Here is an 18,716-nt window from a genome sequence, read left to right as displayed (position 1 = left end):
TGAATAAGCGGCGCCGTAAGCCTCGTCTTTTTGCATTAGTCTATTTGTCCATTGACGCTACAAAATGAGGTCGGGTAACTGGGCTTTGCCCCAATGTCCGCAACCGATAAATTTGCAAGCGGTCCAGAATGACAGCCTTGGGCGCACAGGAGCCGATCCCGACCGGTGGGACTGGCCCAATGAGCCGACATTGCATAACGCGGGCTTGGGCATGAAGCGGTCCCTATTCCAGATCGGCAATGATATTGACGACTAAACCGGCAGGATTGATCTCTACATCCAGCACCCCGATTTCATGACCGAAGTCGCCGGTGAAATCGACGCGGACGCGCGCCTTGTTATCGCCTGACATCTCCACAGATAACAGCCGAGTCGCAGTTTTGTAGCCGATAAAAAACCGGTCCAAGTAGTCTTGAATGCCATGATGCCCGACGAACCTTTCGCCCACTGAAGGGTCGTCGATTACGGCATCTGGCGTAAAAAGGGCGAGTGCCGCCGCTATGTCGGATGCGTTTGTAGTGCTGATGAATGCCTCAACGGCAGCGGTCAGGGTTTGATTTCCGGTCATTTGATCAGCTCCCGTGTTGCCAAGGCTTGTAAACGAATTCCAGACTGTAGCCGTCCGGATCACGAACCTGCGCGGCATAATATCGCGGGTCGTAATGAAGCTGGGGACCCGGCGCATGGATCGCCGTGGCGCCGGCCCCGAGGGCGGCAGAATAACCGGATGTCACCATATCCTCGGAATCGGCGACGAAACCGACATGAACCGCCCCTGGTGCTGGCGTACCCTGCCGCAGCCAGAAGAACACTCGGCCATTTGCGCCGAAGCCTTTGAGGTCAGGGTGGCCCGGAGGCCCATCCTTTCCGTCGTAGTCGAGCCGGCGGGTTATACCGAGCACCGGGAGAACCTTTTCATAAAAGGCGACCGAGCGATCCGTATCGCTTACCGTCAGAAAAATATGGTCGAGCATTTCACTCTCCTTTGTCAGATGATGTAGCCGCCGGCGACTTCTATATTCTGGGCGTTGATCCAGCGGTTGTCGTCGGAAAGAAGGCTGGCAACCATGCAGCCGATGTCGTCAGGTTCGCCAACACGTCCCAGCGCGGTCTGCCCCGCGAGAAGAGCTTCGAACTCATCATTTAGCCCCCCGCCAAGATCGGTGCGGATAGCACCCGGCGCTATAGAATTGGCACGAATTCGGCGGTCACCAAATTCCTTGGCCATATAGCGTGTCAGAACCTCAAGGCCGCCCTTGAAGGACGCATAAGGGGCAACGCCAGGAAAAGCGACCCGGCACGTTGCGCTGGTGATGTTGACTATGTGCCCGCCATCGGCAATCAGAGGCAACAAGGCCTGGGTCAGGAAAAACGGTCCTTTCAGGTGGACTTTAAACAAGCCATCGAATTCATCCTCGGTGACATTCGCGATGGGGGTAAAGGCCCCGTAACCTGCATTATTGACGAGATAATCGAAGTCAGTCCGGTCCCAAGTCTTGTCTAGAGTATCATGGATGGCCTGTGCGAAGGCTGGGAAAGATGCGCTGGCCCCGACATCGAGCGCCAAGGCGATCGCCTTTCCACCTTCGTCTTCTATAGATGCAACGACCCTTGCGGCAGCTTCCGGATTGCTGTTGTAAGTGAGAATGACGCCTATTCCTCGCTTGGCGCATTGGAGGGCGATGCTGGCGCCGAGGCCCCGGCTGCCGCCTGTTATGATGGCGATTTTCATTGTGATCATCTTTGATTGTCGATGACAGAGGAATATGCCATCTCGAACGCTCCCGCTCATACGATCCTATTTGATTTTTGCCTATTTCTGCTTTCTTGTTGTTGGCGGCAAACGGACGTGCCACAGATCGATCATGTTACAAAAACTGGAAGAACTGAGGGCACTGGTCAGCCACGCGGAAAACCGACGCACCGAAACGGGGATACCCCGCGTCGCCATGGTGCAAGGCGAAATTCCTGAGCACAACCTGGCAGCCGTATATGAACCCATGATCAACCTGATACTGACGGGTTCAAAGACCATGACCGTCGGCGACCGCACCTTGTGTTACGATCCTGCGACCTACTTCGTTATGTCCGTAGATTTGCCGGCCGTCGGTTCCGTTCACCCGGCGGCAGATGGCAGCCCTTATCTTGCCATCAGCCTGACACTCGACGCGTCCATAATTGCGAACCTGTTAGCCGAACTGCCTAAACCTGTCGGAGGCGGTCTCTACAGTTCGGCCTTTTCGGTTGCGTCTGTTACACCGGACTTGCTCGATGCGTGGCTCCGGATGTTGCGCCTGATGGCCAAACCAGACGAAATTGCGGCCCTTGCGCCTGCATATGAGCGTGAAATCCTGTTCCGCGTCCTGCAAGGTCCTTTGGGGTGGATGCTTCGCGACATATCAACACCAGATACGGCGGTCGCGCGCATTGCCACTGTCATTCAATGGATTCGCAAAAATTTCGCATCGACGCTTCGGGTCGAAGCATTGGCCGATATGGCCTCACTGAGCGTTTCAGCCTTCCATCGGCACTTTAAGGCCGTGACGGCCCTAAGCCCCCTTCAATATCAAAAACGCATCCGTCTGCTACACGCGCGGTCACTTTTGATAGCTGGAGAGGGCACCGCTACCTCGGTAGCACTCGATGTGGGCTATGAAAGCCATACGCAGTTCAGCCGCGAGTACGCACGACATTTTGGTCTGCCGCCTCTGAAAGATGTGGCGCGATTGCGAAAAGGCTAAGCGGTATACCGAGGTCACGGAGTGACGGAGACAGAGGTATACATCTCAAGGGCACGAGGGATTGCCGCATAGCGATTAGCACCATCTCCAAACCGGCATTATCGTGCATCGGCTTCCAGCGAATGGCGCATGCCGATCTCCCACTGCGCCGCCATGGCAGACGCCACATCCTTAAAACTCGGATCGTATTTGGCGTAAGCCTGCAATTCTATGCGCGCTTCAGACACTGCGGTTCCCACGCGACCCATAATCATCATGACTTCCTTCGGCGATAGTCCGCAGCGCAGCGTCCCGAGTTTAGTCAATTGCTTCAAATCCGGCCATTTCGGCGTACCGTCCAATGTTAAAGCCATGACGTCCTTCGGCATATAGACCGTAGTCGTCACGATGTCATAGACGTCCGCCAACCGCGCCTTCCCATCGACCTCGTCATAGATCAAGGCGAAGTTCTTCAGATGTGCATCACCATTGCGTACTACAGCATTGAGAACGAACAGGATGAACAACTTTTCAAGTTCGGCGCGCTGTGCTTCCGCGGGAATGAACTCCTTGATTCGCTTGAAGATCGCCGTTTCGTAGCCGCCTTCATATTTTTTCTCGGTTCCCTTACCGTTCAGGACGCAAAAGTCTTCTATGCCCATATAGGTACCATCCGTGCGCAGATCGAAGCGATCCACGACTAAGGCCGACGCATCTTCGGAGAGACGGCGGCGGGGCACCGTCAAACCTGCTTTTTCAGCCGCAAGCAGACAGAAATATTCGTTTGCCGCCAGGTGCGGGTATTCATTTGGATCCCAGAATTTCACGATATGAGTCGCGCCTTGGACGCTCTGCGACCTGTATCCGTCCAGAACTGCCGCTGCCTTCTCATCGCGGATCATGACCTTGGGCTGAACGCCGGCGATTCCTGAATAGGCTGCGAACCGGTCCATCATGTAGTCGAATAATTCACCATCGCGCCGACGCTTCAGCACCTCATCGACGGATTGGAAAGGAACTTGACTGTCGAGGGCCTCATCCGGCGCTGTGTATCTCAACCGACCGATCTGAGAGCGGCCGACGATGGCCAGGAGATCCAGGCTGTCGAATGTGCCTGTAGCCTTGGCAAAAGCGAGGCGTAGCTTTTCCCTTAGATACCCTTCGGGCAGGTTCATCTCGAAAATCGGGTGAATGCCGAATCTTTGATCCCAACTGGCCAGCCGGACCGGCATGGTCAAAGGCGGCGCCGTCGGCGCCATGCCGATCCAACAATCCTGCATTCAGCGCATCGCTCCAGACACGGATCATTGCCCGCCCTCCCGCTGCAGGTCTTCCAAGGTTGGCCGCCCAGCGTTCTCTTCGGTAAGATGGAGGTCGAGTTTCAGCACCGCCAAAATGCACATAATTTTGTTGAACCCCAGTTCTCTCTGTACCCCCGTCTCGAGTGCAGTGATGGTAGCGCGGCTGACACGGGCACGATTGGCCAATTGCGTCTGCGTCAGGTCGTCCTGCCGCCGCCGCTCGGCTATTTTCTTGCCGATCGTTTCGAGGTCCATGATAGTGTCCAATATATTAGGCATGAAAGAGGTATATTCACGCTGCGCCTAACACATAAGGCATTTCGGAAATGTCAAATTTATTAGGCAATGCGTGCAAAAGCCATTAAAATGACTAATATATTACACATTTCGCTTTACACCCGCCGAACTGGATGCATGCTGACGACCTCTATCCTGCGGGATTGAATGCCGAAATCTCACCTGGCCGATCATTGACGATTTCGGCGGTCATGGCACTATCGCACAGGATGCGATGCACCCGCAGGTGAAAGCCCCCCTAGGGAATGGGTTCGCAATTTTGATTTGTGGATCACCAATATAACGCAAGAGCCGTTGTGGATCGTCAAATGGATTTAATGATCCCCAATGTTTGTTCCGGTGATTTCATGATCCTCAAAACGCGTCACGCCCCTCAGCAAGATTGCCCTGAAGCGAACACCAATGAATTGCTGCGCCCCCCCTCACGATGGATCAAAGAACCGGTCAATGTCGTTTGCCCCGCTGTGCGCCGACAACTCACGCGTTGACCGCGCCCATGTCCGGGATCGGCGGGTATGGCGAGGTCTTGCTCAGCTGTCAAACCAGCGTCGGTTCCCACCTACCTCGCGGCGTACAAAGTCGACAAAGGCACGAACTACCGGGCTTCGCGCCCGACCAGGTGGCATAATCAGGCTCACGTCAACTGACGGCACAGACCACTCCGGCAGCAGACGTACAAGCTTGCCCCGCTCAATCTCTGGCAGCGCCACATAATTTGCTGTTGTCGCAATTCCAGCTCCATTGAGAGCCATTCGATGAAGCGCGTGAGGGTCGTTCGCCCCCAACCGGATCGAAGCCTCGAATTCCCTTGATCGCCCTTCGCTATCGCGCAAACACAATCGCCGAGGCAGGTTGTCACTGCGCGGGATCGCAAGCAGATTGTGCCCCCTCAGATCCTCTGGCGTTTTTGGCCAGCCGCGTCGTTCAAGGTAAGACGGCGCTGCGCAGAGTTGACAACCAATGGCTCCAAGCCGTACGGCGATCAGGCTGGAATCAGCCAAGGGGCCCATCCTGAAGGCGATGTCGACTTGCTCCGCAACCAAGTCAACCGTACGGCTGGTTAGGTCCAAATTGATTTCGATGTCTGGATAGGCGAGCGAGAAAGCTGGCAGAAATTCTGTGAGCACCTCGATGCCGAAACCAATGCCGGCAGTGACCTTGAGCCGGCCCGCGGGACGTGAAGCTAGCCCCGCGGCAACCTCCACTGTCTCATCGATACGTGCGACGATCTCGTCAAAACGAACGAGTAAAACCTTGCCAGCTTCGGTCAATGCGACCTCGCGGGTCGTGCGCTCAAACAGTCTGACTTTCAACATCTCTTCAAGGCGCAGGACTGAACGGCTGACGGCCGATTTACGCACCGACAATGCTCGTCCAGCCGCGGAAAAACTCAGCAAGAGCGCAACTTGCTGAAATGCACGCATGTCATCGACGTCGATCATCGTTCGCTATTGTCCCCGATTTGCGACAGTCTATTCTAAAGTTGACGCCTGTCCACGGTGATTTTTCGCCGGTAGGCTCGTTCAATGGCCATACCGCGTAATGTAAATCCCGCCGTTGCGTTGCTATCCAATATAGGCGGCGAGTTCCTCGGGCGCGCCTTTCGGAAAGGCATCCTTGAGATACTCAAGGAATGCCGACACCCGAGCGCTAAGCAGCCGACGTGTCGGATAGAGCGCCCAGATCGCGGTGTCCGGCCCCTCTACGTCTCCCCAATGCACAAGCTTTCCAGAGGCCAGATCAGAAATAGCCAGCGACAGGGGCAGGCGGGCCGCCCCGATGCCCGTCCTCACGGCATCACGAACCATGACAAGCGACGACAGGCCCAGCACGGGATTGACAGGCAATTTCGATGCGCCCGACGATGTCGTCACCTCCCATGTTTCGCTCCGGCCGATCATTCCGCGGACCACGACGGGCACAAGGGTATCATCTGGCGGCCGGACCATGACAGGACTCGCGACGACTATCAGCCGGTCGTGAAGGAAGGCGCGACCGACAAGGTTCACATCCGGCTCGGGATTGACGCGGATCACCAGATCGTAGGCCTCTTCGATCATGTCGACGGCCCGGTCTTCAACGGTGACCTCGAGCCGGACGTCCGGATATTTAAGGGCAAAGCCCGCCGCGAGCTTCCCCATCGCGATCTGAGAAAAAAGCAATGGCGCGCTGATCCTCAAGCGGCCACGAGGATTGTGTCCGCCCGAAGCGATCGCGGTCGCAGTCTCGTCAAGCTCTGTCAGCAATTGACTGGTCCGCTCAAACAGCGCTCGCCCTTCTTCGGTGAGTTTCAAAATTCGCGCGCCCCGCTCGAACAGGCGCACATCGAGGCTTGCTTCCAACTCCGCAACGCGGCGAGACAGAGTGGCTTTCGGCCGTCCAGCTGCGCGCGCAGCCTTTCCGAACCCGCCGTGGCGGGCAACCAGGTTGAAATCGGTAAGCGCGAGAAGATCCATGTGTTCCACCTGTGAGACGATGCGTCCATATATAGCGGCTATCGATATTTTTGTGGATCGTTATTTTGGACGACGTCAACCAACCCCCTATCTGGAGTAATCTTCATGACTATCCTCGTTACTGGTTCCACAGGCCGCGTCGGCCGCCATGTCGTCAACCAACTCGTCCAGCGCGGCGCCCAGGTCCGCGTGCTCACCCGCGATCCTTTGAAAGTACAATTTCCAGCCGGCGTCGAAGTTGCGCAAGGCGATATGCTTGATATCGACGCCCTGCGCGCTGCATTCAAGGGCGTCACGACGCTCTTCCTGCTCAACGCGGTCACCGGTGATGAATTCGCCCAGGCGATAATCACACTGAACATCGCCCGCGAGGCGGGTGTCGAGCGCGTCGTCTATCTCTCGGTGTTTGAGGCCGATCGCGCGGTGAACGTGCCGCATTTCGCGGTGAAGTTCGGCGCCGAACGCATGCTGGAACAGATGGGCTTCAGCGCCACCATCCTGCGTCCGACCTATTTTATCGACAACGAACTGATGATCAAGGATGTGATCGTCAATTACGGCGTCTATCCGATGCCAATCGGCAGCAAAGGCGTCGCCATGGTCGACGCACGCGACATCGCAGAAATCGCCGCCATCGAACTTATTCGCCGCGAGAAGGCCCCCGGCAAGCTGCCGATCGAGACCATCAACGTGGTTGGCCCCGATACCCTGACTGGTCTGCAGGTCGCCACGATCTGGTCGGACATTCTCGGTCGCCCGATTGTCTATGGCGGCGACGATCCCAGTGGCTTCGAGCAGAACATGGCCAGCTTCATGCCGAAATGGACGGCCTACGAGATGCGCCTGATGGCAGAGCGCTATGTCAGCGACGGCATGATCCCCGAGCGTGGCGACGTCGAGCGACTGACCCGGATCCTGGGCCGCCCCTTGCACACCTACCGCGACTTCGCGACTGAAATCACCGCTGTGGCTTGAGACCGCTTCATTCACCCCAATCATAAGGACTTCCACCATGATCTATTCAACAGCCACTGTGCCGGTAAACCCTGCTGGTGAAACCAGGCTTACTCGCGAGCAGGTCTGGAAAGGCCTGGAATTGAAGGCGCGCGATGCGCGCCTCTTTCTCCCGGCTGGCCTTTGTACCCGTTGCGACGTCGTCGAGGAGAGCGCCACCCACTTCGTGCGTGAAGCCACCATCGCCCGCGCGGATCTGCGCGAAATCATCACCCTCGAACCTCAACGCAAGGTCACCTTTTTTCAGGCAACCGGTCCGCGCGAGGGCGCTATCATCAATGAACTGTTCGAGGACGCAGCCGGAGAGCTTCAGCTCAAGTTCTACTGCTATCTGGGCCTCCGCGACAAGGCGCCGAACGGACCGGAAGAGCAGGCCGAACAGACGCAGTTCGATAGTGGCAACGGCTACAAGGCGGCTCTGTTGTCTACGTTGAAACGTACCCGCGAGTTGCTGGCCGATGGCACGCTCTGAACGTGCAGTCTTTCCCTCAAATCTATTTCCAAGGAGACACGCAATGACCGATGTCTGGTCCCCAATCAAAGTCGGCGGCATGCAACTGCCGCATCGCCTGGCCATGGCCCCTATGACCCGCAGCCGTGCGAAGCCCGACGGTACGCCCGGCGACCTCGCGCCGACATACTACGCCCAGCGCGCCACGATGGCCCTTCTGATCACTGAGGGCACCCAGCCGTCCGACGACGGCCAGGGGTATCTGGCCACGCCCGGTGTCTATACCGACGCGCACGTCGAGGGTTGGCGCAAGGTTATCGACGCCACGCACACTGCGGGTGGGCGCCTGTTCATCCAACTCATGCATGTCGGGCGCAGGTCGCATCCGGATAACACGCCGCATCATCGCCAGCCGGTTGCTCCCTCTGCCATCTCCCCCGGCGAGGACATGTTCACGATGAACGGCATGCAGCCCGTCCCTGAACCGCGTGCTCTGACGACGGCCGAAGTCAAGCAGACCGTCGCCGATTTCGCCAATGCGGCCAGACGCGCGATCGAAGCAGGCGCGGATGGCGTCGAGGTCCATGGGGCGAACGGATATCTGGTCCACCAGTTTCTCGCGCCGAACGCCAACCATCGCGACGACGAATATGGCGGCTCGATGGAGAACCGTGCGCGCTTCGCAATTGACGTGGTGCGCGCCATAGCTGAGGCCATCGGCCCCGAAAAGACCGCGATCCGCCTCTCACCAGGCATTCCGACCGGCGGCATCGCCGAAGGCCAGAACAACGACGACCTGTACCGCTACCTTACCGCAGAGTTCAGCAAGATGGGCCTCGCCTATCTCCACATTCTTTATGTCCGCAACGACTCGCTTCTTGACCAAATCCGTAAGGCATTCAGCGGCGTACTGGTCGTCAATCGTCCCGGCCGCCAGCGCGAGCAGATCGGCTCCGACATTACCGCCGGGCTCGCCGACATCGAAGCGCTCGGGAGCATGTCGCTTGCAAATCCAGACCTCATCCAGCGTTTGAAGACCGGAGCTCCCTTTAATGCCGTGCGCCCAGCGCTGTTTTACGCCGGCGGCGGTGCGGAAGGCTATACCGACTATCCCACGCTCCCTGAAGCCTGAGCATCTGCGATTGGGGGCGGTACACCCGCTTCCAATCTCAGCTCAGACCCAATCACCCGCCCCTAATGTATAAGGCAATCCATCATGGCAAATGAGACACTTATTGCGCTTGTCACCGGCGCCAATAAAGGCATCGGCCTTGAGATCGCGCGTCAACTCGCCCGAGCCGGCGTCCTGGTCCTCATCGGGTCTCGGGATGTCGAGCGCGGAAGCGCCGCAGCCGCCCTACTTTCTTCGGAAGGCGGCCGTGCGAAGTTCATCCGGCTCGATCTCAACGACCATTCGAGCATCGAGGCGGCGGCCGAGACCATTCGTACGGAACACAACAGACTCGACATCCTCGTCAACAACGCAGGTATTGTCGATGCGGAGGATGGGCCGCCGAGTTCCGGGTCACCTGAGGCTGCGCGACGGATCATCGACACCAATTTCATCGGTACCCTGGCGGTCACGCAAGCGATGCTGCCGCTGCTACGGCAGGCGCCCACCGCCCGCATCGTCAACCTGTCCAGTTCACTCGGCTCCTTAACGGTCAATGGCGATCCGAACTCACCCTATTATTCCGCCAGGCTGATCGGCTACAACGCATCGAAAGCCGCGGTGAATATGCTGACGGTGCAATTGGCAGCGGAACTGCGCGGCACATCTATCGCCGTGAACTCGGTGAGCCCCGGCTATGTCAAAACCGATTTGACGGGGCACACCGGTTTCATGACCGCCGAAGAGGGCGCGAGGCTCCCCGTCAAGTACGCCTTGCTTGGCGAGGATGCGGTTTCCGGACAGTTCGTGGAGCCGGGCGGGACAACGCCCTGGTAGGCTCGGCATAGTCAGAGCAGGAAGTCGCTGAAGCACCGAATTCTAGCCACTCTTAAATCCAGTATTGCACGCGCTCATTGTCCCTAGAGCGCAACAAACTGTCCCAAAAATGCGCCTTAAGAAACAGGTGTGAACTGATAGGCTGACTTCAGTTCTATAGCTTCGTCATCCTCCAAAGATCTCCGCATAGTGCAAAACACTTTCTTCCTAAATGAGTTGTTCAGATGCCCATAATAAAACACGAACTGACAGCCGCTGACGCGGAAACCATGCAGGGCATGCGCGCCATGCTCGCCGGTATGCCCAGTCTCACGTTTGGTCCGGAGAGTCGCCCGACGTTCGATGCTATCATGGGACAGACGCCAGCCCCTGAGAGCGTGAGCTTCGAACAGGGCCAGGTCGGCGGCGTTCCGGGCTGGTGGGCTCGACCCGCCAAGGCCGACCCAAAGGCCGTTATACTTTACTTGCACGGGGGTGGCTACGTTATCGGTTCGGCAGGCGCATATCGCAATTTCGTGGGGCATATTGCCGCGAAATCAGGCGCAGCGGCATTTGTCGCTGACTATGCGCTTGCGCCTGAGCGACCCTTCCCGGCGGCGCTCGCTGATCTGCGCGCGCTTCACTCAGGGCTGACCGAACTTGGCTTTGGTAGGATTGCGATCTGCGGCGACTCTGCCGGCGGCGGGCTCGCCCTCTCGTTCCTGGCCGCAGGTATAGACCCCGGACAGGTTACCGGTATTGTCGCGATGTCGCCCTGGATCGACCTGTCGCTCGGAAGCGACTCCATGGTGACGCGGGCAGGCTCTGACCCCTTGCTTTCCAAAGACACGCTTGCTTCCGCCGCGACTTCCTATGTTGGCGAGGCCAATGTAAGCGACGCGCGACTTGCGACGTTAGACGCCGACCTCTCGGCTTTACCGCCCGTCCGGATTCATGTCGGAGATGCGGAAGTCCTGTTGGATGATGCGTTGCGGTTTGCGAAGAAGGCCGATGATGCTGGTGTACCCTGCGAGGTCCATGTCTGGGACGGGATGATCCACGTCTTCCCCTCGAACTTCGCAATGTTGCAGGCCGCCGCCGCAGCGGTCGACGATATAGCCCGCTTTTTGGCGGATCGTCTTGCGCCTCCAGTGCGCCAGGCTTCGCACAAGAAAGTCCTGGTGTTGGGCGCAACCGGCGGGACTGGCCGTGAGATTGTGAGACAACTGAACAAAACGGGTCATACGGCTGTGGCGCTGGTCCGGTCTCGCGCGAAAGCGGCGGACATTGACGCTATTCTGATCGAAGGCGACGCCCGCGATCCGAAGGCGCTCGACCGTGCACTGACGGGATGCGATGCCGTGATTTCTGCTTTGGGTACGCCGCCCAGCCCATTCAAGGCCGTGAGCTTGCTGTCTTCGGCTACCCAACTGCTGGTGACGGCGATGCAGCGCAACGGCGCAAAAAGGCTCGTGTGCATCACCGGCATCGGCGCCGGGGATAGCAGAGGCCATGGCGGCTTCGCCTTCGACAACATTATCATGCCTTTGCTATTGCGGAAGGTCTACGCCGACAAGAACAGACAGGAAGCCATCATCGGCGCGAGCAGTCTCGATTGGGTTGTCGTTCGTCCCGCGGTTTTGAACGACAAACCGCGCAGCGGCAAAATCCGAGCGCTAACCGACCTTCGCAAATTTCACGGCGGAACGATTTCTCGAAGCGATGTCGCGGACTTCGTAACGGCACAGGTCGATAGCAACCAATATTTGGGAAAGAAGCCATTGATCACATGGTAAAATCTAACAGGTGAAACGGCGCTCCTAATGCCGGGTCGTCCGATCATATCGGTGAGCACGGCCAAAAGGTCGAGCGCGTCAGTTAGGCTCCGAGCACGCATCCCAAGCATTCCACATGCGAGAGTCGCACGTCCCGTCAATGATGACGACGTTTGGATTACTCGAGGCAGCAGGCATTTATGTGCCGACTGAAAAAGGCCTCGTAGCCGGTCTCGCGTCTACGATGAGAGAAAACACACAACAAAAACAAAGGGCTTAAAGCAGCCCTTTCATCATTTTCAACTATAGGAACCAAATCATGACTATCGCCGACATCGCCAAAATATATCTCGATGGACTGGAAGCGCAGAGTGTCGAGACAATTTCGGCTCTACTGACCGAAGATGCAACGATTGAAATACCGTTTTCGAACACTGGCACCCTGAGCCCTTGGTTCGTTTTCGAGGGCCGGGATGGAGTGCTGGGATATATTGGAACTATCTTCGAGAATTTCAGCCAGGTTAAGCTCTTGAATCGTGCGGTCTACATCGCCGAGGATGGCCGCACTGTGTTCGTCGAGACGACGGGTGACCTGATTCAGCGTGGTACAAACGCAAGCTACCGGAATAGGTACGTCTTCAAGTTCACATTCCGTGACGGCGGCATCTCGCATCTTAGCGAATATGCCAATCCTGTCTCGTTCGCAAAGCTGATGGGAATCGATCTCGGCTAGAGCCAAGCTTGAAGGGTATCAATGCCTCGGGCTCTTTCCATCAAGGCAATTTAGATTTCGTTTAGACGCGATCATACCCGTCTCAAAACAGGACGTGCCCATGGTGCCACTGTGAATAGCTTCAGGTTAGCCAAAGTGGGCAACTCAGTCCGCTTTCATGCTTAGGCTACTATTGCCTCGACTCATAGAATGACGGGTGTGGGCGCACTGGCGAGGTCGGGTCAACGCTCTTTGCAAATCTGAAACCTCCGCCGGAAATGGAACAGCCTCGTAGGCTGATTTGCTGCTGAATTTTGGCGTCATGTCTGAAACGGTCGGGTAAATGTCGTAAGAGACATGTGAAATCCGGCATAGGTTCAGACAATGCGAACAACTCCGCGGCAAATTGGCGTGATAGGTTACGATGGCGTCGCTGCCATCGACCTGACCGGCGTTATGGAAGCTTTTGCCATTGCAGATGGTGGGGGCTGGCGCGGGGTGCGCACATGTTATGCGACCCTGATCGTGGGACTGTCGCAAGCCCCCTTTACCGCTGAATCCGGTGTTCGGATGCTGCCCGATGTGACGCTTGAAACCGCGCCTCCTTTCGACACGATTATTATACCTGGTGGCGAAGGTTTGCGCGAAGACGATACCAATGCGGCGATTGCGGGTTGGCTGCGAACGCGCGCCCCGGACACGCGCCGCATCGTGTCCGTCTGCACGGGCGTGTACGGATTGGCGGCGAGCGGATTGCTGGACGGACGCCGTGCAACAACACACTGGCGTCATGCCGTAGCGGTGGCGCGCCGCTTTCCAAATGTCACCATTGAACCGGATGCCATATTCATCAAGGATGGTCCCTTCTATTCGTCGGCAGGTATGACGGCCAGTATCGACCTGGCGCTGGCGCTAATCGAAGAAGATCATGGGCCGACACTTGCCCTTTCCACTGCCCGGCAACTCGTCGTCTATATGAAGCGATCCGGCGGGCAACTGCAATATTCTGAACTGCTCAGGTTCCAGACACGCGCCGGGGATCAGTTTGCTGAACTGGTGGCGTCAGTGGCCAGCGATCTTGCCAGCGATTGGTCGGTCGAGACGATGGCCCGGCAGGTAGGGCTCAGCAGCCGGCAATTTGCGCGACGATTCAAGGCGACCTTTGACACGACGCCGGCCGATTATGTCGAACTGCTCCGCCTGGACGAAGCGCGGCTTCTCTTGTCAACCGGCCAGCGCAGCATAGCCCGGATTGCGCATATGACGGGCTTCCAAAGCGACGATGGTTTCCGCAGGGCTTTCGAACGGCGGTTTCGTGTGCCCCCAAGTGCCTACCGCGACCGTTTTACTCCCCACTTAACAAATGAGAATTTCGATGAAATCACAACATCTGCTTAGTGTTGTCGCGGCTGCCGTTCTGGCAGCGATCATATTGGGCGCGATGGCGGAACCCACGCCTCCGGAGTCAGTTGAACCGCAATATGATGCCCGGATGCGCCTGAAGCTTCCAGCCGATTACCGCGACTGGGTTTTTCTTAGCTCCGGCCTGGACATGAGTTATAGCCAGGCGGCGACCATGCCAGGCGCGCACATGTTCAATAATGTCTTTGTGCCGCGCGCGGCCTATCTGGCGTTCAAAGCGACGGGGATATGGCCGGACAAGACCATGATCATTCTCGAAAATCGCAGCGGGGCAAAGGACGTATCCATAAACAAGCGCGGCGTGGTGCAGACAGGCGAGGTCATGGGACTGGAAGCGCATGTCAAGGATGCACGTCTGGAAGGCGGTTGGGGCTTTTACAGTTTTGACGACGGCAAGCCCGCCGCACAGATTGCGCATACGGCAGCATGTTACGCCTGCCATCAGGATCATGCTGCGGCGGATACGACCTTCGTACAATTTTATCCGACTCTTCTGCCCTTTGCGACCCAGCATGGCACGCTGAACCCGAAATACCTGTCTGAAATCGCCGCAGCCAAGGAAAAATAGGTGCGGCACCTTGCTAGAATGTACGCTCATGCGAGCTTTTCAGACCATGGCATCTGACGGAAACTAAGCGGACGGATTGCCCGGTCGTTGGGAAAGCCTCAGCTCATTTTTTGCCCAACGCAGTTTTGGCTTCCGTCAGCGCGGTCCGTCCTGGTTTATCCGCATGCGCGGCAATTGTCAGAAGTTGTTGGAAATAGACCTGGGCTGCGCGGGTATCACCCGACTGCTTTGCCGCGGTCGCCGCCCCATAAACCGACCAGAACCTGTCCGGTTCTTTTACAAGGGTCGCTTTGAATTGCTCAAGGGCCTTTGCCGGTTGCTTCATGTCCAGCAACAGGTTTCCCAGCATTTCTCTGGCCGGGACGAACGGTCCGGGCGTGATAGATGCCAATTCTGTAACATCTTCCATATCCGCCGCCTTAGTGAGCATGGCCAGTGCGTTGGCGGTATCGCCATGCGCTGCGGACAATTGCGCGGCAACTTCCTGACGCTGTATTTCAACCTGATCAGCCCAATAGCTATCATCCTTACTTTTCAGTTTGTCACGAATGAGGGCAAGGGTGTCGATCGATTGCTGAGCCACCGCATCGTTCTTTAAATGCGCAGCGCCAATCCCCCGGGTGAAAACCGTAATCGCGTTGACAAAGCCGAAGGGTGTCTCCACGGGCGTCAACGCCAAAGCGCCTGACCAGTCGTGCCGCTCAAGCGCGTATCGCGCCGGAATGGCGGCATTGGCGAAATAGCCTGCCGTCACCGGTGCTGCCCCCGTCACATGATCTGGGTCGAACTGTTTGAAAGTCTGCGCGGACGCCAGGACGAGTTGTTTTGCGGCTTCGTCCTGCGCGGTCTGCAAATAGGCATAGATCATATAGTCGCTGGCATGGAGTTCGTCCGCTGGTTGCCCGGCCTTTTGGGCGGCGGCGGCTGAGGCCATATTGGTGTCTATGGATGCCTGCCATTCGCCAATGCGTGTGAAGGTGTGTGACGGCATGTGCAGGGCATGCGGTGTCGAGGGCGCAATCTCGCCGTACCGCTTCGCCGCCTCAGCCGCGCGCGAGGCCAGTTCAGGTTCGTCATAGGCATGAATGATGTAATGCGCCAGTCCGGGATGGTCCGGATATTTGACAAATAGCGCGTCCAGCATTTCGCCAGCCTTGATTTGGTTCGCATAGGTCTTGTCCGCCGGGTCGGCGGCCGCAGCCAGCGCGAGCGCATAAAAGATGCGCGCTTCGATATCGTCAGAATAGTCGGCGCTGACCCTGGCCATAGCCGCTTCATAGGCTTCGAGGCGCGTTGCCTGATCGATATGGTCGCTGTCTTCGTAAAGGTGGGCGACAGCATCGATATAAGCCTTTTCTCGCGCTGTCTGCGGTGTTGCAGCTCTGCCAGCCTGAATAGCCTTCAACCCTTGCGCAAGTTGGCCAGGAGATTTGAAACCCGCGAACGGATTGCCCCAGTTGCTGAGGGCGATACCCCAATAGGCTATCCCGCAGCCGGGGTCACGGGCCAGAATGCCGTGAAAGCCATCGATCGCTGGGCCGAACTGAAACGAGTGCATCAGGGCAACGGCGCGATTGAAATCGGGCTGGACGGCGGGGCTGCATGAGGTGGTGAAGCTGACCTTACCGAGACTTTCCATCATCATGTGCGCGTGATCACTGTCTTCGGGCATGGCCATGGACATGGACATAGCATCGTTGTGATGGTCGTGCGTCTGAGCCCTTGCGCCGAAAGGCGCATGTAGCATGATCAGACATCCGGCAGTGGCGACGAATATACGCATGAATACACCCCTTGTTGCCTCGGCCGACATTGGCACTTGGCAAGGCTAGCACAGCTGGGTGAACGTCGCTATTCGAGTTCTGACTAAAAGCATCTCTGCCAGAGACACGTTCGGATAGCCACGCCTGCTCTATTTCTGCAATCGGCGCCCTGCGGTCCAGGCATTGTCCAGACTTGGCGCCGGCAGCGTCCGATTTGTCCCGACAGACACAGTGTTGTGGTAGTGCCGACGCGACGCAAATTGGTATTGTTGATGCCTTAAGCCGCTCTAGGAGCCATAAAAAAAGCGCCGCGTTGACCACGTGGCGCCTCCTTTTCTAATTATCCTGACCTCTTACGGCTTAGGGTCGAAGAAAAAGTAGTGCTCGACGATCAGGCCATCCTTGACGCGGATTACATCGGCACCCGTCAGTGTCACATTGCCAGGCGTTCCACCCTGCCAGCGCGTGGTGCTGACGCCGTGGTGGCCAACGATCGGTCCGACCGTTTCGAAACGGAAGCCCGATGGCATGTCGCCTAGTAGACCGGCAACCACCTTGGACATGGCTTCGTGCCCGGAGATAGGACGGCCAGGCTCGTAAACCACGCAATCCGGCGCGTAGAGTGCCTTAATCGCCTCCAAGCGGCGATCATCATTCCGCTCGTTCCACACCCGTTCAATGCTGGCGGGCAGCAATTCAATTTCTGGCAATTCAGACATTTCGACATCCATTTGTTTAAGTGGCCAGCAGTACCGATACTGAAACGCTACGCCACCATCAAAGACTAAACTGTATGGTCAATTTTCCGACGACGATTTCCAAGAACTGGAGTTTTTCAACAGCATCGGCGCAGAGGCGACCTTAAGGGCTACACAGCCCACGCGGCGTCCAGCTATGGTCCAAAGTGGTTGGTGGTTCGGTTCCGTCATGCAGTATCAGCGCAAATCCACGCCGTAGGTCGTGACCCGTGGCCATCAGTAACATCGGTGGTCCTTGTCGAATTATGAGGCTGCTTCCGGCCCCCTTAGCCGTTTGCACCCCGTCGGGGCTTTCAAGGCATGTGTCGCCTGATACGGCATAAAAGGCTTCGGGACCCGAATGTACGTGAAGCGGTGCTGACATGCCTGGGGAAAAGGCTGATTGTAGAATTTCAGCATGAAAGTCACCGTCTCGGCTATCCAAGGGCAGTGGACCGACCTCGGCCGTATCACTCCCTACCAGTTTCTTGGGTCCGACAGAGAACACCCAGTACTTGCCGAACGCTTCCGCAACCAGGCCTTCGGCATAGCCATTCGCCTTTGCCTCGGCTACAGTGTGGAATTCGTTGATATGCCAGTAAAGATCGCCGGATTGCAGACGTCCCAGATTGATATGTCCTGCCAGGCAGGCAGGACCAGGGTGGTCTGACTTGGTCGCCACATCGCAAGGGCGGGAGGTGGCTTGCGCGTAAGCGGGTGCGCAACTGAGCAAGTACCCAATAAGTAACAGGAGCAGTCTCATGGTCTGCCTCACGGTGAAAATGGATAATACATATGGCTTTCAGCTCAAAACATAGTCGCGAAAAGGGCGCTGATCCAGCACCCATACCTATTGATATCACCCCAGGCGTCGAGATCAACCAAAGCTTGGGCTGCAGGTCACGTACCGACCGCGGTTGGACCACGACGGTCACCGAACTAGTTAAGAGTCTTCTCGGTGCAGACTAGGGATGTAAATCTCAAAAATTGGCGCGTTTGGTGAATTAGATGACGTCTTCGGCGGATGTGTCGTCTCGTCTGTTGCGCGATATTGACGGCGTCACACAGGAGAACCGCCCCAAGTTCGTTGACATACCGGCGCCTTTCTTCCTCCCATTCGGACTTCGGGATCATCCGGTCGGCGGAAGACTTATGAGACAGGCTATCGTCTATAGAGTACGTCGAGCAAATTGGGATGTAGTCAGTTGAGATCGTTCAATTCGGCGACGATGTCGTAGGCATCACCCCGATAATAGGATCGGGTAAATTCGCAAGCGCGACCATCTTGAAGAAATCCCAGACGCTCTATAAAAAATCCCGCATCTCCCAGCTGAGCGCCCAACCGATCGGCCTGCTCACAGGTAAAGTTAACAGCACGCATACGTTGAAGGGCTCGCACCGGGCGCTGNCCTATCTTNCCGAGTGCTTCATACACCGANTTCGTGACGCATTCCAGCGATGGCAAACAGCAGCGCAGTAGTGTTGTATATTCGAGCGCCACGGCCTTTTCGTCAGCAAAGCGAACGCGTCTAAAGCGATAGACCATCGTATCAGGCGACAAACCGAGATAGAT

The 18,716-nt window shown here is 57.1% G+C and carries 20 protein-coding genes; 10 read left to right on the top strand and 10 right to left on the bottom strand.

Going from position 1 to position 18,716, the window contains the following annotated elements:
- Positions 1 to 223: 223 nt before the first annotated feature.
- From B060_RS0116015 to B060_RS0116005, 3 genes are read right to left on the bottom strand one after another with little or no spacing between them, the layout of a single operon-like run.
- Entirely contained in the window at positions 224 to 568 is a 345-nt protein-coding gene (locus B060_RS0116015; protein WP_018082816.1) for a YybH family protein, read from the bottom strand.
- A 4-nt stretch (positions 569 to 572) separates the two neighbouring features.
- Complete coding sequence (locus B060_RS0116010) at positions 573 to 974, bottom strand: VOC family protein (protein ID WP_018082815.1); 402 nt, start codon at positions 972 to 974, stop codon at positions 573 to 575.
- Between the two features lie 14 nt (positions 975 to 988).
- Entirely contained in the window at positions 989 to 1,732 is a 744-nt protein-coding gene (locus B060_RS0116005) for an SDR family NAD(P)-dependent oxidoreductase (RefSeq protein WP_018082814.1), read from the bottom strand.
- Positions 1,733 to 1,865: 133 nt separating this feature from the next.
- Here B060_RS0116005 and B060_RS0116000 point away from each other — a divergent pair, with 133 nt between their 5' ends.
- On the top strand, positions 1,866 to 2,741 hold the full coding sequence (locus B060_RS0116000; protein WP_018082813.1) for an AraC family transcriptional regulator: 876 nt from the start codon (positions 1,866 to 1,868) through the stop codon (positions 2,739 to 2,741).
- A 98-nt stretch (positions 2,742 to 2,839) separates the two neighbouring features.
- Here the strand turns inward: B060_RS0116000 and B060_RS24870 are convergent, their stop codons facing one another.
- The 4 genes from B060_RS24870 to B060_RS0115980 all read right to left on the bottom strand — a co-directional run bounded on the left by B060_RS24870 (position 2,840) and on the right by B060_RS0115980 (position 6,774).
- Positions 2,840 to 3,979 carry a type II toxin-antitoxin system HipA family toxin gene (locus B060_RS24870; RefSeq protein ID WP_018082812.1) on the bottom strand — a complete coding sequence of 380 codons (1,140 nt, stop codon included), beginning with the start codon at positions 3,977 to 3,979 and terminating at the stop codon, positions 2,840 to 2,842.
- A gap of 45 nt (positions 3,980 to 4,024) precedes the next feature.
- Positions 4,025 to 4,276, bottom strand: coding sequence for a helix-turn-helix domain-containing protein (locus B060_RS24865; protein ID WP_157405658.1), 252 nt, complete (start codon positions 4,274 to 4,276; stop codon positions 4,025 to 4,027).
- A gap of 572 nt (positions 4,277 to 4,848) precedes the next feature.
- Positions 4,849 to 5,760: a LysR family transcriptional regulator gene (locus B060_RS24860; RefSeq protein ID WP_018082810.1), complete on the bottom strand. Its 912-nt coding sequence runs from the start codon at positions 5,758 to 5,760 to the stop codon at positions 4,849 to 4,851.
- Between the two features lie 123 nt (positions 5,761 to 5,883).
- Positions 5,884 to 6,774: a LysR family transcriptional regulator gene (locus B060_RS0115980; RefSeq protein ID WP_026172902.1), complete on the bottom strand. Its 891-nt coding sequence runs from the start codon at positions 6,772 to 6,774 to the stop codon at positions 5,884 to 5,886.
- A 105-nt stretch (positions 6,775 to 6,879) separates the two neighbouring features.
- On the opposite strand from B060_RS0115980, the gene B060_RS0115975 reads away from it, so the two are divergent.
- From B060_RS0115975 to B060_RS0115940, 8 genes are all read left to right on the top strand, one after another.
- Positions 6,880 to 7,749: an SDR family oxidoreductase gene (locus tag B060_RS0115975; RefSeq protein ID WP_018082807.1), complete on the top strand. Its 870-nt coding sequence runs from the start codon at positions 6,880 to 6,882 to the stop codon at positions 7,747 to 7,749.
- A 37-nt stretch (positions 7,750 to 7,786) separates the two neighbouring features.
- Positions 7,787 to 8,260 (top strand): SRPBCC family protein, encoded by a 474-nt coding sequence (locus B060_RS0115970; protein WP_018082806.1) that lies wholly within the window; start codon positions 7,787 to 7,789, stop codon positions 8,258 to 8,260.
- 43 nt (positions 8,261 to 8,303) lie between these two features.
- Positions 8,304 to 9,371, top strand: a complete 1,068-nt coding sequence (locus B060_RS0115965; protein WP_018082805.1) for an alkene reductase — start codon at positions 8,304 to 8,306, stop codon at positions 9,369 to 9,371.
- 84 nt (positions 9,372 to 9,455) lie between these two features.
- Positions 9,456 to 10,187 carry an SDR family oxidoreductase gene (locus B060_RS0115960; RefSeq protein ID WP_018082804.1) on the top strand — a complete coding sequence of 244 codons (732 nt, stop codon included), beginning with the start codon at positions 9,456 to 9,458 and terminating at the stop codon, positions 10,185 to 10,187.
- A 224-nt stretch (positions 10,188 to 10,411) separates the two neighbouring features.
- Positions 10,412 to 11,962 (top strand): NAD(P)H-binding protein, encoded by a 1,551-nt coding sequence (locus tag B060_RS26660; protein WP_018082803.1) that lies wholly within the window; start codon positions 10,412 to 10,414, stop codon positions 11,960 to 11,962.
- A gap of 298 nt (positions 11,963 to 12,260) precedes the next feature.
- A complete protein-coding gene (locus tag B060_RS0115950) occupies positions 12,261 to 12,674 on the top strand; it encodes a nuclear transport factor 2 family protein (protein ID WP_018082802.1) in 414 nt (137 codons plus the stop codon).
- A gap of 390 nt (positions 12,675 to 13,064) precedes the next feature.
- Positions 13,065 to 14,051, top strand: a complete 987-nt coding sequence (locus B060_RS0115945; RefSeq protein ID WP_018082801.1) for a GlxA family transcriptional regulator — start codon at positions 13,065 to 13,067, stop codon at positions 14,049 to 14,051.
- Positions 14,029 to 14,643, top strand: a complete 615-nt coding sequence (locus B060_RS0115940; RefSeq protein WP_018082800.1) for a cytochrome P460 family protein — start codon at positions 14,029 to 14,031, stop codon at positions 14,641 to 14,643. The genes B060_RS0115945 and B060_RS0115940 overlap by 23 nt, the downstream gene beginning before the upstream one ends.
- 103 nt (positions 14,644 to 14,746) lie before the next feature.
- Here the strand turns inward: B060_RS0115940 and B060_RS24855 are convergent, their stop codons facing one another.
- Positions 14,747 to 16,426: a tetratricopeptide repeat protein gene (locus tag B060_RS24855; RefSeq protein ID WP_018082799.1), complete on the bottom strand. Its 1,680-nt coding sequence runs from the start codon at positions 16,424 to 16,426 to the stop codon at positions 14,747 to 14,749.
- Between the two features lie 333 nt (positions 16,427 to 16,759).
- Positions 16,760 to 17,125, bottom strand: coding sequence for a nuclear transport factor 2 family protein (locus B060_RS0115930; RefSeq protein WP_051081098.1), 366 nt, complete (start codon positions 17,123 to 17,125; stop codon positions 16,760 to 16,762).
- Between the two features lie 436 nt (positions 17,126 to 17,561).
- Here B060_RS0115930 and B060_RS0115925 point away from each other — a divergent pair, with 436 nt between their 5' ends.
- The gene (locus B060_RS0115925; RefSeq protein WP_018082797.1) at positions 17,562 to 17,813 is read left to right on the top strand and encodes a hypothetical protein; all 252 of its coding nucleotides are present in this window, start codon (positions 17,562 to 17,564) and stop codon (positions 17,811 to 17,813) included.
- 531 nt (positions 17,814 to 18,344) lie between these two features.
- Here the strand turns inward: B060_RS0115925 and B060_RS0115920 are convergent.
- Positions 18,345 to 18,704, bottom strand: a complete 360-nt coding sequence (locus B060_RS0115920; RefSeq protein WP_425303999.1) for a GntR family transcriptional regulator — start codon at positions 18,702 to 18,704, stop codon at positions 18,345 to 18,347.
- Between the last annotated feature and the right edge of the window lie 12 nt (positions 18,705 to 18,716).

Origin of the sequence: Asticcacaulis benevestitus DSM 16100 = ATCC BAA-896 (assembly GCF_000376105.1) — a bacterium.
Lineage (GTDB): Bacteria > Pseudomonadota > Alphaproteobacteria > Caulobacterales > Caulobacteraceae > Asticcacaulis > Asticcacaulis benevestitus.
The sequence above is the reverse complement of the archived record's forward strand: the minus strand, read 5'-3'. Positions and strand labels throughout refer to the sequence as shown.

What these genes read in the sequence shown, in the direction of transcription:
- B060_RS0116015 (WP_018082816.1), bottom strand. Translation starts at nt 568, where the DNA reads ATGACCGGAAATCAAACCCTGACCGCTGCCGTTGAGGCATTCATCAGC.
- B060_RS0116010 (WP_018082815.1), bottom strand. Translation starts at nt 974, where the DNA reads ATGCTCGACCATATTTTTCTGACGGTAAGCGATACGGATCGCTCGGTC.
- B060_RS0116005 (WP_018082814.1), bottom strand. Translation starts at nt 1,732, where the DNA reads ATGAAAATCGCCATCATAACAGGCGGCAGCCGGGGCCTCGGCGCCAGC.
- B060_RS0116000 (WP_018082813.1), top strand. Translation starts at nt 1,866, where the DNA reads ATGTTACAAAAACTGGAAGAACTGAGGGCACTGGTCAGCCACGCGGAA.
- B060_RS24870 (WP_018082812.1), bottom strand. Translation starts at nt 3,979, where the DNA reads ATGGCGCCGACGGCGCCGCCTTTGACCATGCCGGTCCGGCTGGCCAGT.
- B060_RS24865 (WP_157405658.1), bottom strand. Translation starts at nt 4,276, where the DNA reads ATGGACCTCGAAACGATCGGCAAGAAAATAGCCGAGCGGCGGCGGCAG.
- B060_RS24860 (WP_018082810.1), bottom strand. Translation starts at nt 5,760, where the DNA reads ATGATCGACGTCGATGACATGCGTGCATTTCAGCAAGTTGCGCTCTTG.
- B060_RS0115980 (WP_026172902.1), bottom strand. Translation starts at nt 6,774, where the DNA reads ATGGATCTTCTCGCGCTTACCGATTTCAACCTGGTTGCCCGCCACGGC.
- B060_RS0115975 (WP_018082807.1), top strand. Translation starts at nt 6,880, where the DNA reads ATGACTATCCTCGTTACTGGTTCCACAGGCCGCGTCGGCCGCCATGTC.
- B060_RS0115970 (WP_018082806.1), top strand. Translation starts at nt 7,787, where the DNA reads ATGATCTATTCAACAGCCACTGTGCCGGTAAACCCTGCTGGTGAAACC.
- B060_RS0115965 (WP_018082805.1), top strand. Translation starts at nt 8,304, where the DNA reads ATGACCGATGTCTGGTCCCCAATCAAAGTCGGCGGCATGCAACTGCCG.
- B060_RS0115960 (WP_018082804.1), top strand. Translation starts at nt 9,456, where the DNA reads ATGGCAAATGAGACACTTATTGCGCTTGTCACCGGCGCCAATAAAGGC.
- B060_RS26660 (WP_018082803.1), top strand. Translation starts at nt 10,412, where the DNA reads ATGCCCATAATAAAACACGAACTGACAGCCGCTGACGCGGAAACCATG.
- B060_RS0115950 (WP_018082802.1), top strand. Translation starts at nt 12,261, where the DNA reads ATGACTATCGCCGACATCGCCAAAATATATCTCGATGGACTGGAAGCG.
- B060_RS0115940 (WP_018082800.1), top strand. Translation starts at nt 14,029, where the DNA reads ATGAAATCACAACATCTGCTTAGTGTTGTCGCGGCTGCCGTTCTGGCA.
- B060_RS24855 (WP_018082799.1), bottom strand. Translation starts at nt 16,426, where the DNA reads ATGCGTATATTCGTCGCCACTGCCGGATGTCTGATCATGCTACATGCG.
- B060_RS0115930 (WP_051081098.1), bottom strand. Translation starts at nt 17,125, where the DNA reads ATGTCTGAATTGCCAGAAATTGAATTGCTGCCCGCCAGCATTGAACGG.
- B060_RS0115925 (WP_018082797.1), top strand. Translation starts at nt 17,562, where the DNA reads ATGAAAGTCACCGTCTCGGCTATCCAAGGGCAGTGGACCGACCTCGGC.